This window comes from Mesorhizobium sp. WSM4837 (assembly GCF_055811435.1).
The window spans coordinates 1-13,257 of record NZ_JBVVQE010000014.1; the positions used below are offsets into that span (position 1 = coordinate 1).

Annotated in this window: 15 protein-coding genes and 1 pseudogene; 11 read left to right on the top strand and 5 right to left on the bottom strand. The window is 62.9% G+C overall.

Annotated features, from left to right (window positions below):
* Window positions 1-237 precede the first annotated feature (237 nt).
* Together AC0L3D_RS10425 and AC0L3D_RS10430 are read left to right on the top strand one after the other, a co-directional pair.
* The gene (locus tag AC0L3D_RS10425; protein WP_473644160.1) at window positions 238-2,340 is read left to right on the top strand and encodes a TRAP transporter permease; all 2,103 of its coding nucleotides are present in this window, start codon (window positions 238-240) and stop codon (window positions 2,338-2,340) included.
* The gene (locus AC0L3D_RS10430) at window positions 2,337-2,699 is read left to right on the top strand and encodes a DUF1850 domain-containing protein (RefSeq protein ID WP_031255764.1); all 363 of its coding nucleotides are present in this window, start codon (window positions 2,337-2,339) and stop codon (window positions 2,697-2,699) included. Before AC0L3D_RS10425 ends, AC0L3D_RS10430 begins: the two co-directional genes overlap by 4 nt.
* Window positions 2,700-2,814: 115 nt before the next feature.
* On the opposite strand, the gene AC0L3D_RS10435 is transcribed toward AC0L3D_RS10430, so the two are convergent.
* Window positions 2,815-3,810 carry a nucleoside recognition domain-containing protein gene (locus tag AC0L3D_RS10435; RefSeq protein ID WP_473644161.1) on the bottom strand — a complete coding sequence of 332 codons (996 nt, stop codon included), beginning with the start codon at window positions 3,808-3,810 and terminating at the stop codon, window positions 2,815-2,817.
* A gap of 119 nt (window positions 3,811-3,929) precedes the next feature.
* On the opposite strand from AC0L3D_RS10435, the gene AC0L3D_RS10440 reads away from it, so the two are divergent.
* Window positions 3,930-4,382, top strand: a complete 453-nt coding sequence (locus AC0L3D_RS10440; protein WP_473644163.1) for an Lrp/AsnC family transcriptional regulator — start codon at window positions 3,930-3,932, stop codon at window positions 4,380-4,382.
* A 279-nt stretch (window positions 4,383-4,661) separates the two neighbouring features.
* On the opposite strand, the gene AC0L3D_RS10445 is transcribed toward AC0L3D_RS10440, so the two are convergent.
* On the bottom strand, window positions 4,662-4,808 hold the full coding sequence (locus AC0L3D_RS10445; protein ID WP_023801394.1) for a hypothetical protein: 147 nt from the start codon (window positions 4,806-4,808) through the stop codon (window positions 4,662-4,664).
* A 419-nt stretch (window positions 4,809-5,227) separates the two neighbouring features.
* On the opposite strand from AC0L3D_RS10445, the gene AC0L3D_RS10450 reads away from it, so the two are divergent.
* Together AC0L3D_RS10450 and ligD are read left to right on the top strand one after the other, a co-directional pair.
* Window positions 5,228-5,734, top strand: coding sequence for a YciE/YciF ferroxidase family protein (locus AC0L3D_RS10450; RefSeq protein WP_473644165.1), 507 nt, complete (start codon window positions 5,228-5,230; stop codon window positions 5,732-5,734).
* Window positions 5,735-5,794: 60 nt separating this feature from the next.
* A pseudogene (gene ligD, locus AC0L3D_RS10455) lies at window positions 5,795-6,816 on the top strand (DNA ligase D); the annotation flags it as partial.
* A 3-nt stretch (window positions 6,817-6,819) separates the two neighbouring features.
* Here the strand turns inward: ligD and AC0L3D_RS10460 are convergent.
* Window positions 6,820-7,494, bottom strand: coding sequence for an ArsR/SmtB family transcription factor (locus AC0L3D_RS10460; RefSeq protein WP_023801396.1), 675 nt, complete (start codon window positions 7,492-7,494; stop codon window positions 6,820-6,822).
* Window positions 7,495-7,562: 68 nt separating this feature from the next.
* Here AC0L3D_RS10460 and AC0L3D_RS10465 point away from each other — a divergent pair, with 68 nt between their 5' ends.
* The 3 genes from AC0L3D_RS10465 to AC0L3D_RS10475 all read left to right on the top strand — a co-directional run bounded on the left by AC0L3D_RS10465 (window position 7,563) and on the right by AC0L3D_RS10475 (window position 8,561).
* Complete coding sequence (locus tag AC0L3D_RS10465) at window positions 7,563-7,790, top strand: DUF1127 domain-containing protein (protein WP_473644166.1); 228 nt, start codon at window positions 7,563-7,565, stop codon at window positions 7,788-7,790.
* Window positions 7,791-7,887: 97 nt separating this feature from the next.
* Window positions 7,888-8,220, top strand: a complete 333-nt coding sequence (locus AC0L3D_RS10470) for an NIPSNAP family protein (RefSeq protein ID WP_473644168.1) — start codon at window positions 7,888-7,890, stop codon at window positions 8,218-8,220.
* A complete protein-coding gene (locus AC0L3D_RS10475) occupies window positions 8,217-8,561 on the top strand; it encodes an antibiotic biosynthesis monooxygenase family protein (protein WP_473644170.1) in 345 nt (114 codons plus the stop codon). The genes AC0L3D_RS10470 and AC0L3D_RS10475 overlap by 4 nt, the downstream gene beginning before the upstream one ends.
* A gap of 201 nt (window positions 8,562-8,762) precedes the next feature.
* On the opposite strand, the gene mbfA is transcribed toward AC0L3D_RS10475, so the two are convergent.
* Window positions 8,763-9,746, bottom strand: coding sequence for an iron exporter MbfA (mbfA, locus tag AC0L3D_RS10480; protein WP_287237768.1), 984 nt, complete (start codon window positions 9,744-9,746; stop codon window positions 8,763-8,765).
* A 173-nt stretch (window positions 9,747-9,919) separates the two neighbouring features.
* Here mbfA and AC0L3D_RS10485 point away from each other — a divergent pair, with 173 nt between their 5' ends.
* From AC0L3D_RS10485 to AC0L3D_RS10495, 3 genes are all read left to right on the top strand, one after another.
* Window positions 9,920-10,243: a hypothetical protein gene (locus AC0L3D_RS10485; protein WP_473644172.1), complete on the top strand. Its 324-nt coding sequence runs from the start codon at window positions 9,920-9,922 to the stop codon at window positions 10,241-10,243.
* 127 nt (window positions 10,244-10,370) lie between these two features.
* Window positions 10,371-11,348, top strand: coding sequence for a threonine/serine dehydratase (locus AC0L3D_RS10490; RefSeq protein WP_287066681.1), 978 nt, complete (start codon window positions 10,371-10,373; stop codon window positions 11,346-11,348).
* A gap of 42 nt (window positions 11,349-11,390) precedes the next feature.
* Complete coding sequence (locus AC0L3D_RS10495; RefSeq protein ID WP_023801403.1) at window positions 11,391-12,044, top strand: glutathione S-transferase family protein; 654 nt, start codon at window positions 11,391-11,393, stop codon at window positions 12,042-12,044.
* Between the two features lie 69 nt (window positions 12,045-12,113).
* Here the strand turns inward: AC0L3D_RS10495 and AC0L3D_RS10500 are convergent, their stop codons facing one another.
* Window positions 12,114-13,250, bottom strand: coding sequence for an ABC transporter permease (locus AC0L3D_RS10500; RefSeq protein WP_023801404.1), 1,137 nt, complete (start codon window positions 13,248-13,250; stop codon window positions 12,114-12,116).
* Window positions 13,251-13,257: the final 7 nt, after the last annotated feature.

Genomic DNA, 13,257 nt, shown 5'->3' on the forward strand with positions numbered 1-13,257 from the left:
CGCTGGCCCGCGGGGGGGGGCAGCTCCCGGCGGGGGGTCTCTGAGCATCACCAACTCCCGGCGGCCGGCCCCCGCCCCCCCCCCGCCGGGGGGGGGGGGGGGGGGCCCCCCCCGGCGCGCGGGGGGGGGGCGGTTCAGGCCGCGCACTGCCGCAACGACCCCACCCGTCCATCCGCCTTCGGCGGCTGTCCACCCTCCCCTCAAGGGGAGGGATTGCGCCCCGCCAGGAACCCGCCAATGACCGACGCCCATCCCGAAACGCCGACCGTTCTTTCCCCCACCGCCGAAGCCCCGCTCGAAGGGCTGCCGCCGGGTTTCGGCGACGGCTTCGCCGGCAAGGCCGCCTTTCTCATCGCCATCGTCTTCTCCGTCTTCCAGATCTACATCGCCGCCTATGGCAGCCTGCCGAGCCAGGTGGTGCGCGCCATGCATGTCGGCTTCTTGCTGCTGCTCGGCTTTGGCCTGATCGCCAATCTGCGCGCCACAAGCACACCGGCGAAAGCAGCATTCTGGACGCTCGGCCTGCTCGGCTTTGGCACCGGCCTCTACAATTGGGTGTTCTATGCCGATCTCATCCGGCGCTCCGGCTTCCTCAACACACCGGACCTGATCGTCGGCACGGTGCTGGTTGTGCTGGTCTTCGAGGCCGCGCGGCGGCTGATGGGGCTGCCGCTTGCCCTGATCGCCTTGATCTTTTTCGCCTACGCTTCCTTCGGCAATCACCTGCCGCCGCCCTTCATCCATCGCGGCTATGATTTCGCACAGCTCATCGACACCTTCGCCTTTGGCACCGAAGGCATATACGGCACGCCGGTCTACGTCTCGGCCGCCTATATCTTCATCTTTGTCGTCTTCGCCGCCTTTCTCGAACGCGCTGGCATGATCGCGCTGTTCAACGATTTCGCGCTTGGCCTGGTCGGCACGTGGCGCGGCGGCCCGGCCCAGGTCTGCGTCCTGTCGTCGGCGCTGATGGGCACCATTTCCGGCTCCGGCGTCGCCAATGTGGTGGCCAGCGGCCAGTTCACCATCCCGCTGATGAAGCGCTTCGGCTTCCGTTCGGCTTTCGCCGGTGCGGTCGAGGCGACCTCGTCGATGGGCGGCCAGATCATGCCGCCGGTGATGGGCGCGGTCGCCTTCATCATGGCCGAGACGCTGAACATCCCCTATGCCGAGGTGGTCAAGGCAGCGATCATCCCGGCGCTGCTCTATTTCGGTGCCTGCTTCTGGCAGGTGTACCTGGAAGCCGGCAAGGCCGGCCTGCAGGGCATGGCCAAGGCGGACCTGCCCAATCCGTGGCACGCGGTGAGAAGACATTGGCCGCTGGTGCTGCCGCTGGCCGCGCTCATTTATCTGCTGTTTGCCGGCTATACGCCGATCTTCGCCGGCACCATGGGGCTGGCGCTGACCATCGTGCTCATCCTCGGCACGCCGCTGGCGGCTTTGATCGGGCCGCTTGCCTTCCGCATCGTCTTTTGGCTGGCGCTGGGGCTTGCCGCCGCCTCCTTCATGAGGTTCGGCGTCAACATCCTCAGTTTTGTCATCGCCGGGCTCGTCATCGCCTGCGTCACCTTCAGGGGCGGACGCGAGACGCTGCAGATATGCATAGATTCGCTAGCCGAGGGAGCAAAGAACGCGCTGCCGGTCGGCATCGCCTGCGCCATCGTCGGCGTCGTCATCGGCACCTTGACGCTCACCGGCATCGCCTCCACCTTCATCGGCTGGATCATCTCCATCGGCGAGAACAATCTGTTCCTGTCGCTGGTGCTGACCATGCTCACCTGCCTGGTGCTCGGCATGGGCATACCGACGATCCCCAACTACATCATCACCTCGTCGCTGGCCGGGCCGGCACTGCTGTCACTCGGCGTGCCGCTGGTGGTCAGCCACATGTTCGTCTTCTATTTCGGCATTATGGCCGACCTCACTCCGCCGGTGGCGCTGGCCGCCTTCGCCGCCGCGCCGATGGCCAAGGAGAGCGGCCTCAAGATCGGCATCCAGGCCACCAAGCTTGCCGTCGCCGGCTTCGTCGTGCCGTTCATGGCGGTCTACACCCCGGCGCTGATGCTGCAGGACCCCGGTCCGATCGCCGCCCAGTTCGGTTATCCCGTCGAGGTCGCCTATATCGTCGCCAAGGCCTGCATGGGCATTGCCCTGTGGGGCGCAGCCGCCGTCGGGTTCCTGGCCCGGCGCATGGCCTGGTGGGAACGTCTCGTCGCCTTCGCCGCCGGCGTGCTGCTGGTTGCCGCACTGCCTGTCACCGACGAAGCCGGGTGGGCACTCTCTGTCGCCTGGATCGGCTGGCACTGCTGGCGGGCGCGGCAGGCCACCGGCACCGCATGAGCCTCTGTATCCTCGCAGCCGGCAAGACGGTGACGCTCACTGTCGCCGCCTTCACGCTCGCCTGGACGCATTCGGTGGAAAAGACGCATTGGCAGGAGGACTGGAAGGTGACGCCTTCCGGCTTGGAGATCGCCGAGGCACGGATCAAGGGCTCGGGCGCCGGCATGGAACCGCCGGAAGGCTCGGTGCTGCGGGACGGTTGGTGGGTCTATAAACCCAAGATGGCGCCGCAGCGGCGCCTTGTGCTCGCGGCCTCCGGCGCGACCGGTGAAGGCTGGACGCTGTGCACGGTTCAGGGCTGCCGCGAACTGGGCAAGGCGGCAGGCGACACGACGGTGCTGGAGCTGTGCGAAGGTTAGTACCAGCCGCGGTAGCGGACGGTCGGCAAGCGGGTGCGGGACCTCGTCCTCTAGGGCGTTGTCGGATGTCGAGTTCCGGGCACAGCCACATAAGCAGACCAAAGACGCTCCATCGTTAGCCGCCAAAACCGGATTCCGACTGAGCGAGCCGACTTTCTTCCTTGCGGAAGAAGGCTTTGAAAAACAGAATGTCGGAAGCCGACCTGATTGCCCGGGCGATCAACGCGGTTGCGAGCACGGCAAAGATCAGGCGAACGAAAAACACACTGGTGAAGTCTGCACCCAGAGCGATGACAACCAGCGTGTCCTCTATAAGACTGTGGGCAAAGCCCATGAACACGCAAGAGAGGAAGATCTGGCGCGGGTCTACGCTGGTCGTGCGCGCCTCGCGGATCAGCAGTCCCGCGCCATAGGAAATTCCAAGAAACAGACCGACCGCAGTGAACGGCACCGCTTGTGACTGGATGCCGGCAAGGCGAAACAGCGGTGAAAGCCCGTTGTTCAGCCAACCCAGGATGCCCGACATCTTGAGTAGCTCGATCAGCCAGCTTAGTGCGAGGAGGATGACGAGCATGGTTGCCAGGGTTTTGAGCATGCCTGGAAAAAAACTGCTCCAATCAGTGCCTTCGACCATTGGTATCCACGCCGGCTTCAGCGGCTCGGATAGCCATCCGGTTGCTGCGAATATCTGGTGCAGGAGCATGGCAAGGATCAGTCCGCCGCCAATGCGAAGTGCTGCAGTGACCACGAAGCTTGGCCCAACCTTCTGAATGATGCGTTGTTCAATCGGAATGGCATGCGCAAATAGCAAAAGGGTTGAAAGAACGGTCATGTCGGCAGTGCTCAACGTCGAAACCGGGGCCAGAGTGAACACGGTCACCACCGCGCCCCAAATTCCCACCAGCAACCCCGTTAGCCAGGCAAGAGCGAGCTCGGGCGGCAGTCCAACCAGCGTCATGAGAGGCGCGAAGAACGGAGAGATCGCCCGGATGACACCAAGATCCTGCAGGATCTGTGTGGCTATCGTGACCGGAACGATAATCCGAACCAATTCCCAATAGATTTCAAGCGTTTCCAGCGTCTTTCGATAGAGGGCGGTCTGCACTGCCATGGCGATTGTCTCCGTGATTGACGCCAAATGTCTACCGTGAGACGGTTCGCATTTGTGGTCAAAATTTGCGGACTTGTGCAATAAAATTGCAGACCGGTAGACGACGACGGAGGACCGCAATGGACCGGATCGACAGGAAGCTTCTCAAGCTTTTGCAAGAAGACGCTTCGCGAACCAATGCCGACCTGGCGGCGGAGGTCGGGCTTTCACCCTCCAGCTGCTTGCGCCGCATACGGCGGCTCAAGTCAGTCGGTGTCATCGACCGCGTTGTCGCGCTTCTTGATCCGGCCAAGGCCGGCAGGGGGATGAAGGCTATCGTCACGGTCGAACTGGAGCGCCACGGCGAGCAGCACATGCGCCGCTTCCTCGAGCTTGCCGCCATGGAACCAGTGGTGGTCCAGGCCTACAGCGTGAGCGGCTCGACCGACGCTGTCCTTATGCTGCGTCTGATGGATGTGGACGAGTTCGACACATTGTGCGAGCGGCTGTTCCGAGATCGGACGAATGTGGCGCGGTATTACACCATGTTTGTGATTCGAACCGCCAAGGAGACGACCGCAATTCCGCTCTAGCTTTTCGGAGGCAACTTGGCGGAAGGGATCTTGCAGCTACTGGGCGGTCACGCGAGTCCCGGCTGCCTGGTGTCAAACGGCACTTAGCTTGCCGGCGGCGAGATCTAAGCCCCAGAATCTCGTAGCCCCAGATTCTCAAAATTCTGGAAACTCAGACCCTTGGCGTTGTCGCACGCCGCCTGTCGGCGAGCCCATGACGTTCCGTGCGATAGGTGGTCGCACGATGATCGGCGGCCGGCCTGCAGATCCGGCTATCGTGACGGCTTTCCATGGTCGTCATCAGTGCGCGCTGATGCCGAGCGTGTGGCCGCGGCGTGCGCAAGCGGGGCCTGGGCCGCGCATGTAATAGCGCTCCGGCCGGTAGGTCGGCGCGACGAATTCGCGGATGGCAGCAGCGTAGCCGATGAGGTGCGTCAAGAAGTTCATTTTCCCTGTCCCTGTCCCGATTTCGGATGTCCCTTCCGAATTGCGTGGGATCATAGCGTCGAGGCGTGAATACTCGGTGAACACGATGTTAATCTTTGGTCAAAAAGGCCTTGGTTCGTGGCTGGAATGCGGCTGATTCGGGGTCTTTCCATGCAGTTCGTCGGCATTCCGGCTAGTGTGACTTTTGCATCACATATGTTTCGTTTGGATGTCGCTCCGACGCGCTTGTGTTTCAACTTTGGCAGGTGCCGCGAAATTTCCGTGCTTGCGCAAATTTCCCTGATTACTCGGGAAAGCCAGGAACCCGTCCGATAGAAGCACGTTGACGCTGAGAGCCGGGACTAACCCCGGCCCAGCGGCTTCCGAGCGGAACCGCCGCCGGAATCCCCACACAGCAAGAATAATGGAAAGGCAAAGCCATGGGTTTCTTTTCGAAAGACATCAAGACGCTGGACGACCTCTTCGTCCACACGCTGCGCGACATCTATTACGCCGAGAAACAGATCGAGAAGTCGCTGCCGAAGATGATCGACAAGGCGACCGACCCGCAGCTGAAAGCCGGCCTTGAAAAGCATCTCGGCCAGACCAAGGGTCATATCGAGCGCGTCGAGAAGGTGTTCGAACTGCATGGCGTGAAGGCCAAGACGGTCAACTGTCCGGCCATCGACGGCATTCTCGAGGAAGCCGATGAAGTCAGCGGCGACATCGACGACAAGGGCGTTCTCGACGCCGCCCTGATCGCATCCGCTCAGGCGGTCGAGCACTACGAGATAACCCGCTACGGCACGTTGATCTCCTGGGCCAAGCAGCTTGGCCGCACCGACTGCGCCAATGTCCTGGCCAACAACATCAAGGAAGAGCAGGCGACCGACCGCAAGCTCACCGAGATTGCGGAAGCCAAGGTCAACCTTCAGGCCGCCGAGTAGAAGCTCGATCGAGGCAACGCCGGACAACCGGCTTTGCCTCACTTTCCGTACCTGGGCTTCGACCGTACAGTGCGCCACGCTCGTTCCAGGGATTGCGCGAGGACAAACCGGCGGAGGAAGTCGTGCAGGAAAAGCCGAAAGCACCCGCTGGCAGGGCCGACAGCAAGGCAAAGCCTGCCAGCGGCAAGGGCGAGACATCCGCCGCTGTCAAATCCACGGAGGCGGCAGACACCGTCATAAAACTTTCTCACCCGGACAAGCTTCTGTGGCCGCAGGAGAAGATATCGAAGCAGGGCCTGCTCGATCATTACGCTTTGGTCTGGCCGCGCATGCAACAATTCGTCGTCAATCGGCCGCTCAGCCTGGTGCGGGCACCGGACGGCGTCAGTGGCCAACGCTTCTTTCAGAAGCATGCCTCCGCGGGCATGCATGACAAGATCGCCAAGATGAAGGATCCGACCGACGGCGAGGAGATCCTGTTCATCCGCGATTTCGACGGTGTGGCTGCCTTGGTCCAGCTCGGCGTGGTCGAGATCCATATCTGGGGCTGCACCATCGACGAACTGGACAAGCCGGACCAGATCATCTTCGATCTCGATCCCGACGAAGGCGTCGACGTGAAAGCGGTGCGCGCGGCGGCGCTCGAAATTCACGGCCGGCTCGATGCACTGTCATTGCCGAATTTCGTCAAGACCTCGGGCGGCAAGGGCTACCATGTCGTCGTGCCGCTGACACCGTCGGCGGATTGGGATGAGGTGAAGGACTTCGCCGATGATTTCGCCCGTGCCCTCGAGCAGGCCGCCCCTGATCGGTATACAGCGACGCTGTCGAAGAAGGCGCGCACCGGCAAGATCTTCGTCGACTATCTGCGCAACGGCCGCGGCTCGACCACGGTGGCCCCCTATTCGTCGCGCGCCAAGAAGGGCGCCACGGCATCGATGCCGGCGATTTGGGCCGAGGTTGAGGCCGGGTTGGCGCCGAACGCATTTCCGATCGGCGACAAGACGACGCTGAAACAGTTGGCGAAAGCCGATCCCTGGGCGGATTTTTTCAAGCAGGGCAAGCCACTCAAGCGCGGCTGACAATCAAGCGAGAAACACCCTCTCGAAGGCCTGCTTGCCCATCGGCGAGAAGATTACCGCGCGGCTGTCCTTCTCGCGCCGCGCCCATTTTTCCAGAAGGATCTTATCGAGGATGGCAGCGCCCAGCGTGCCGGCCAGATGCGAGCGCCGCACGCTCCAGTCGAGGCAAGCCCGGCACACCGGTCGTCGCGCCTTGCTCTCGACATCGATGCCGATCGCGGCAAAATGCGAGGCGGCCGACGGCCCGAGCCGGATCTCCTTGTCGTCGCGCAGGAGCACTTGTCGAGCGACTAGACGGTCCAGCATCGCCACGGCCTGCTCGCCGGCGAGATGGTCGTAGCAGACCCGCGCCACGCGCATCGCCGCATCGCGCGGACCCGGCCGCACCCGCTGCGGTCCGACCGCGGCGGCGACGCCGGTGATCGCCTCGATCATGCCAGCCACCTGCGGCCCGGCGAGCCCGTAGTAGCGATGCCGCCCCTGGCTCGCCAGCGTCAGCAGCCCGCCTTCCATCAGTTTCGACAGATGCGAGCTGGCGGTCGGCAGCGACACGCCGGCCTCGAGCGCCAGTTCGCTCGCTGTCAGCGCCGTGCCACCCATCAGTGCGGTCAGCATGTTTGCCCGCGCCGGATCGCCGACCAGGCTGGCGATGCGGGCTATATCTGGTCCTTCACGCATAGTTCGTCCTTCATCGAAGCATGGGCGTCAGATAACCACTATCCTGCGCTGAGATCAAGGAGATGACGATGACCGCAAGAACCGCTTTCCACACCGTGCCTGTCAGCCGCTTCGGCCGGCGGCCGTCTCCGTTCATGATCTTGCGCCGGGCGCATCTGCGGCTGCTGGCGCGGTGGTATGACCGCCATCTGCAACGCCTCGACCTCGCCGAGATTGACGAGCATCTTTTGCGCGATCTTGGCCTGACGCCACAAGACGTTCGCCGCGAATGCGCGAAATCCTTCTGGCAAGCGTGATCAGCATGGAAAATTGCCTAGCACATAGAACCAAAGAAGGTTTCGACACCGCTCGAACTGTCGCCGCAACAAATCAGATTCAGCAAGGAGACAAAAGATGACCATCACCTGCTTCATCCGCTACGAGATCGACCCGTTCGGCAAGGCGGCGTTCGAGGAGTATGCCCGCAACTGGGGCCAGGCGATCCCGCGCTGCGGCGCCGATCTGATCGGCTATTTCGCGCCGCATGAGGGCTCGGCCACGACAGCCTATGCCGCCTATAACATCGACAGCCTGGCGGCTTACGAAGCCTACCGTATCAGGCTCGCTGCCGACCCGGTCGGCAAGGCCAATTACGAGTTCGCCCGGCGTGAAAAATTCATCCTGAAAGAGCATCGGACTTTTTTGAAACTCGCATCCGGGCCGCATGCCCCTCTGGTGAAACTGTGATCGCCGTCATCTTCGAGGTCGAGCCGGCAGCGGGCAAGCGCGACGCTTATCTCGGCCTCGCCGCCGACCTGCGCCCGCTGCTCGACGGCATCGACGGTTTTCTGTCGATCGAGCGCTTCCAGAGCCTTGTCGACCCGAGCCGCATCCTGTCGCTGTCGTTCTGGCGTGACGAGGAAGCGGTGATAGCCTGGCGCAACACGGAGGAACATAGGCAGGCGCAGAGGGCCGGCCGTGGCGGCATCTTTGCCGACTACCGTCTGCGCATCGCCCACGTCGTGCGCGACTATGGCCTGACCGAACGGGCCGAGGCGCCTGAGGACAGCCGGGCGGCGAACGGGTGAGTGGGGCGGCTCTTCCTTCTCCCCTTGTGGGAGAAGGTGTCGCCGAAGGCGACGGATGAGGGGTGTTCCAGCTTGGCACCGACAGTACTCCGTCCAACACCCCTCTTCCGTCTCGGCGCTGCGCGCCGATCCACCGCCCGGGGCGAGTCACGGGCCTCGCCCGCCCTTCGGCCCGCACAAGGGGAGAAGGCAAGAGGGCTGCTAGGCATTCCCGATCAGCACTCCAGCCGCAAACACCAGCGCGCCGCCCAGCACCACCTGGAAGGTGGCGCGCCAGAACGGCGTCTGCATATAACGGTTCTGCACAAAGGCGATCGCCCACAGTTCGAAGAACACCACCACGACCGCGAGAATTGTCGCGGTCCAGAAATACGGAATGAGGTAGGGCAACGCGTGACCGAGGCCACCCAGCGCCGTCATCACGCCTGTGGTGATGCCGCGTTTCACCGGCGAGCCGCGGCCCGACAGCTTGCCGTCGTCGGAGGCGACCTCGGTGAAGCCCATCGAGATGCCGGCGCCGATTGAGGCGGCAAGCCCGACGAGGAAGGTCTGGAACGTGTCGTGCGTGGCGAACGCGGCGGCGAAGATCGGCGCCAGCGTCGACACCGATCCGTCCATCAGCCCGGCCAGTCCCGGCTGCACATAGGTCAGGATGAACTGGCGCTGCTCGGCCGCTGCTTCCTCGGCTTTCACCGCGCCCGACACATGCTTTTGCTCCAGCCGCTGCGCCAGCGTCTCGTGGCCCTGTTCGGCCACCGCCAGATTGTCGAGCAGCTTTCGCGTCGAGGCGTCGCTGGTGCGTTTCGCCGCTTCGACATAGAACAGGTAGGCCTGACGCTCCATAGACTCGGCCTGTTGGCGCACATGTTCGATGCCGAGCGGCCGGACCAGCCAGTCGGGCTTGCGCTCGTAATAGCCCTTTACGTGCTCGCGCCGGATCAGCGGAATGCGCTCGCCAAAACGCTCGCGGTGAAGCTCGATCAGCGAGTCGCGATGGCCATCCTCCTCCTCCGCCATTTCCTCGAACACTTTGGCCGAATGCGGAAACCTATCCGCCAGCCCGTCGGCATAGGCGCGGTAGATACGCCCGTCATCCTCTTCGGAAGAGATGGCGAGCGCCAGGATCTCTTGCTCCGAGAGCGACTCGAAGGGACGGCGACCAAAACCGAAAACACGGGAAAGCATGAGAAATCCGCCCTAGTTTAGAATTATTCTAAACTAGAGTTTGGTGCACCGTTGGTCAATCGCTTGTAGCCGGAGGTTCAAATTTATGGTTGCGGGAATCCTCCGCCAGCGCCCTTCATTATTGGCGAATGTTCACCTATATAGTGGGCTTAAGCCAAGCGAAAGGAACCCGGATGCCGGCAAAACAGCCCACCCATGCATTTGACCCGAAACCCGTTCTCGACCTGATCGCCAGCATAGAGGCCGATCTGCAGCGCCTGAAAGGCCTGGTCGAACAGCAGGTCGAGAAATTCGACCCCGCCAATCCGCACAACAAGGCACCCGACGGCAAGCTGACCGAGGAGGGCGTCGAATGCTGCTACCGCCTGTTCGACGAGGGCAAGTCGCGCTATTCGGTTGCCCAGCAGATGAAGATATCCTTTGCCGCCGCCACCCATCGGTTCAACACCTGGCGCAAGATGGGCGGCGACAAACGGCAACGGACGCTTTTGGGGTGAGGCGCGGTCGGCGAGGAGCGCCACTCTCTGCTCGCAATCCACGAATTGTCTCGGTCACATTTTTCCAGTGGTGCGCGGCCTGATTTTCCGTGCACCATGGGGCGGTCTCATTCTGCAGGACCTCACCATGACCACCTCTCCCGGCATCGCCGATATCCACCGCGCAGCAACGCGATTGTCCGGCCTGATCGTCGAAACGCCGCTGATCGAATCGCCGGAACTGAACAAACGTTTCGGCGCCAGGATCCTGTTCAAGCCGGAGACGCTGCAGCGTACCGGCTCGTTCAAGTTCCGCGGCGCCTACAACAAACTGTCGTCGCTGAGCGATGAGCAGCGCAGCCGCGGCGTCGTCGCCTTCTCGTCGGGCAACCACGCGCAAGGCGTCGCCGCGTCGGCGGCGATGTTCGGCGTCAAGGCGGTTATCGCCATGCCCACCGATGCGCCGGCAATGAAGGTCGGCAATGTCAGGAAAATGGGCGCCGAAGTGGTTCCGTTCGACCGGTTTCGCGACGATCGCATGGCGGTGGTTCGCCCGTACATGGAACGGGGCATGGTCCTGGTGCCGCCTTTCGACGACCCGGCCATCATCGCCGGCCAGGGAACGATCGGCCTCGAACTGATGGCGCAGGCGAAAGCACTCGGGGTGAGCCTCGACGCGGTCGTCATCCCCTGCGGCGGCGGCGGCCTGAGCAGCGGCATCTCCATCGCGGTCAAGGACGCCTCGCCGGGCACCGCCGTCTGGGCGGTGGAACCCGAGCATTTCGACGACACCTGTCGTTCACTGGCCAGAGGTGCTCGGGTTTCGATCGAACCCGGCCACACTTCGATCTGCGACGCGCTCCTCACCGCCGAGCCGGGCGCGATCACCTTCGAGATCAACCGCAGGAATCTCGCCGGCGGCATTGCCGTGTCCGACAGAGCGGCGGCACAGGCGATGCGCGACGCCATGGCCCATCTCAAGCTGGTGGTCGAGCCCGGCGGCTGCGTCGGGCTGGCCGCGCTATCATCGGGCGAGATCGAGCTATCAGGCAAATGCGTCGCCGTGGTGCTGTCCGGCGGCAATGTCGATTTCGGCACCTATGCGGAGATCATGGCGGCGGCTTAGGTGGCGACCGAACCGGCACCATTCAAAAAAGGCTGACACGAAATGAAACTGCTCTTCAGCCGCAATCCCAATCCTCGCCTCGCGGTCGCCGTGGCACGTTATCTCGACGCAAAGCTCGACTTCGAGTTCGCATCGCCCTTCGCTCCCGGGCAGGCTGAGCGATATCGCCCGCTGAATCCCAATCTTTCATTGCCGATACTCGTAGGCTCGGGAAACAGCCTCTGGGAGGCTGACGCCATAGCCTGCCGGCTTTCACGCGACGCGCATTCGGATCTCTGGCGCACCGGCGACGACGAACCCGAGATGATCCGATGGCTCAGTTGGGGTAAAGAGAGCTTCGCAAGAGCTTGCGACGTCGTGCATTTCGAACGCGGCACCAAGCAGCGCTATGGGATTGGCCCGATCGATCAGCACCGGGTTGAGGAGGGGCTGAGAGACTTTCGCACGGCCGCTGCAACACTTGAGGCCGCGCTTTCCGAGCGAGACTGGCTGGTCGAAAACTCGGTCTCCTATGCCGACTTTCGAATGGCGACGTTTCTGCCTTTCAACGATGTCGCCAGATTGCCGCTCGACGATTATCCTTCGGTCAGTCGTTGGTATCGCCAGCTTGAAGAGATCGACGCCTGGCGCGATCCCTTCAAAGGACTGGATGCGCCTGAATTGCCGCCGGTCCCGGATCAGGCCAGACCGGCATAAAATCTCGATCCGAATGGTCATGCATCCAAGGTGACATCTCGACCATTGCGTGAGCTATTGAGTTGGATCCTAATCCAGCGTCCGGCGGAACCGCACCAGCGCCACGCCGGCAAACAGCGCCACGAACACGACCAGCCAGCCGATTTCGGTCGCGACCGCCGGCAGGTCGGCGCCCTTCAGCATCACCGCGCGGATGATGCGCAGGAAATGCGTCAGCGGCAGGATCTCGCCGAAGATCTGCGCCCAGCCAGGCATGCCGCGATAGGGGAACATGAAGCCCGACAACAGGATCGACGGCAGGAAGAAGAAGAAGGTGAGCTGCAGTGCCTGCATCTGCGTGCGCGCCATCGTCGAGATGGTGTAGCCGAGCAGCACCAGCGCCAGCACGAAGACCAGAACCGCCGCAAGCAGCAGCGACAACGACCCGGTGAAGGGAACCCCAAACAGCAGCTTGGCCGCCGCCAGCACCACCGCCACTTGCACGGCGCCGACCACCAGATAGGGCAGCACCTTGCCGAGCATGATTTCGAGCGGGCTGGACGGCATCGCCAGAAGGTTTTCCATCGTGCCGCGCTCGGTCTCGCGCGTCAGCGCGATCGAGGTCATCATCACCATCGTCATCTGCAGGATGACGCCGAGCAGGCCGGGGACGATGTTGTATTGCGAGATGCCTTCCGGATTGTAGCGTCGGTGCACCACCACTTCGAGCTGGCCTCGGGCGGCTTCGGCGGCCGTCTCCTGCATGCCGCGCGCCCTGAGCAACGCCTGGTTGGCAACGGTGCCGAGCGTCGAAATGGCCCCGCTGGCGACTGCCGGGTCGGTCGCATCAGCCTCGATCAGGATTTGCGGCTGGTCGCCGCGCTCGACTCGCCGGGCAAAGTCGGCGGGAATGGTGACGACGAAGGCGACGTCGCCACGCGCCATCAGGAATTCCGCCTCGGCGGCATTTTGCGCGACATGGTCGAAGCGGTAGTAGCCGGTGGTCTGCAGCGCCGAAACCATGGCTCGCGTGTAAGGATCGCTGCTCATCGCCACCAGGGCTGCCGGCAGGCTCTTCGGATCGTTGTTGATGGCATAGCCAAACAGCACCAGCTGCATCAGCGGCACGCCCAGCATCATGGCGAAGGTGATGCGGTCGCGCCGCATCTGGATGAACTCCTTGATCAGCAGCGCGCCGAGTCTGGCGAAGGAAAAGACGCTGTTTATCCCGTTT

What these genes read in the sequence shown, in the direction of transcription:
- mbfA (WP_287237768.1), bottom strand. Translation starts at nt 9,746, where the DNA reads ATGCTTTCCCGTGTTTTCGGTTTTGGTCGCCGTCCCTTCGAGTCGCTC.
- AC0L3D_RS10465 (WP_473644166.1), top strand. Translation starts at nt 7,563, where the DNA reads ATGACCGCAAGAACCGCTTTCCACACCGTGCCTGTCAGCCGCTTCGGC.
- AC0L3D_RS10470 (WP_473644168.1), top strand. Translation starts at nt 7,888, where the DNA reads ATGACCATCACCTGCTTCATCCGCTACGAGATCGACCCGTTCGGCAAG.
- AC0L3D_RS10425 (WP_473644160.1), top strand. Translation starts at nt 238, where the DNA reads ATGACCGACGCCCATCCCGAAACGCCGACCGTTCTTTCCCCCACCGCC.
- AC0L3D_RS10460 (WP_023801396.1), bottom strand. Translation starts at nt 7,494, where the DNA reads ATGCGTGAAGGACCAGATATAGCCCGCATCGCCAGCCTGGTCGGCGAT.
- AC0L3D_RS10450 (WP_473644165.1), top strand. Translation starts at nt 5,228, where the DNA reads ATGGGTTTCTTTTCGAAAGACATCAAGACGCTGGACGACCTCTTCGTC.
- AC0L3D_RS10495 (WP_023801403.1), top strand. Translation starts at nt 11,391, where the DNA reads ATGAAACTGCTCTTCAGCCGCAATCCCAATCCTCGCCTCGCGGTCGCC.
- AC0L3D_RS10430 (WP_031255764.1), top strand. Translation starts at nt 2,337, where the DNA reads ATGAGCCTCTGTATCCTCGCAGCCGGCAAGACGGTGACGCTCACTGTC.
- AC0L3D_RS10435 (WP_473644161.1), bottom strand. Translation starts at nt 3,810, where the DNA reads ATGGCAGTGCAGACCGCCCTCTATCGAAAGACGCTGGAAACGCTTGAA.
- AC0L3D_RS10490 (WP_287066681.1), top strand. Translation starts at nt 10,371, where the DNA reads ATGACCACCTCTCCCGGCATCGCCGATATCCACCGCGCAGCAACGCGA.
- AC0L3D_RS10485 (WP_473644172.1), top strand. Translation starts at nt 9,920, where the DNA reads ATGCCGGCAAAACAGCCCACCCATGCATTTGACCCGAAACCCGTTCTC.
- AC0L3D_RS10445 (WP_023801394.1), bottom strand. Translation starts at nt 4,808, where the DNA reads ATGAACTTCTTGACGCACCTCATCGGCTACGCTGCTGCCATCCGCGAA.
- AC0L3D_RS10440 (WP_473644163.1), top strand. Translation starts at nt 3,930, where the DNA reads ATGGACCGGATCGACAGGAAGCTTCTCAAGCTTTTGCAAGAAGACGCT.